1 protein-coding gene is annotated in these 466 nt (G+C 41.8%); it reads right to left on the reverse strand.

Annotated features, from left to right (window positions below):
• A partial coding sequence (locus tag JO375_RS13490) for a glycoside hydrolase family 55 protein (protein ID WP_229524965.1) occupies positions 1-440 on the reverse strand: 440 nt, incomplete at its 3' end.
• Positions 441-466: the final 26 nt, after the last annotated feature.

The raw sequence follows: 466 nt of genomic DNA on the forward strand, positions 1-466 counted from the left end.
CCCTTAGTGTCGTAACCTTTATTAACTAGCAGTATACCGTCTTGATTCCGCTCGCTATCAAGGCGTTTAAGGATGGTGACACCCATACCAGAACCCTCAATAGTTACTCCAGCCGGAATCATTAAACATGCCTTGTTATGTGCACTTTTTGCTAGGCTTAGCAGATACGTCCCTTTGCCAAGGACGAGTTTACCGCCTCCTATGCTTTCAAGGTAATTGAGGGCAGACTGGATAGCTTTCGTCTGATCTGTCCCGTCCCCGGTGGCACCAAACTTATCTGCTGTGACTGTGTTTTTGGTTTCTTTATCCAACTTGCCGAGCACAGTACTAGAAAAATTACCAGCTTTAAAATCAATATAACTTTTTCCGAACGCATATGAAATTCCGATAGTGAAAATAAAAACAGTGACAATAAAAAACAGAGTAAATTTCTTCCTCATTCTTCTAACAACCTCCCTCACTAACA

Origin of the sequence: Paenibacillus farraposensis, from assembly GCF_020736845.1 — a bacterium.
Lineage (GTDB): Bacteria > Bacillota > Bacilli > Paenibacillales > Paenibacillaceae > Paenibacillus > Paenibacillus farraposensis.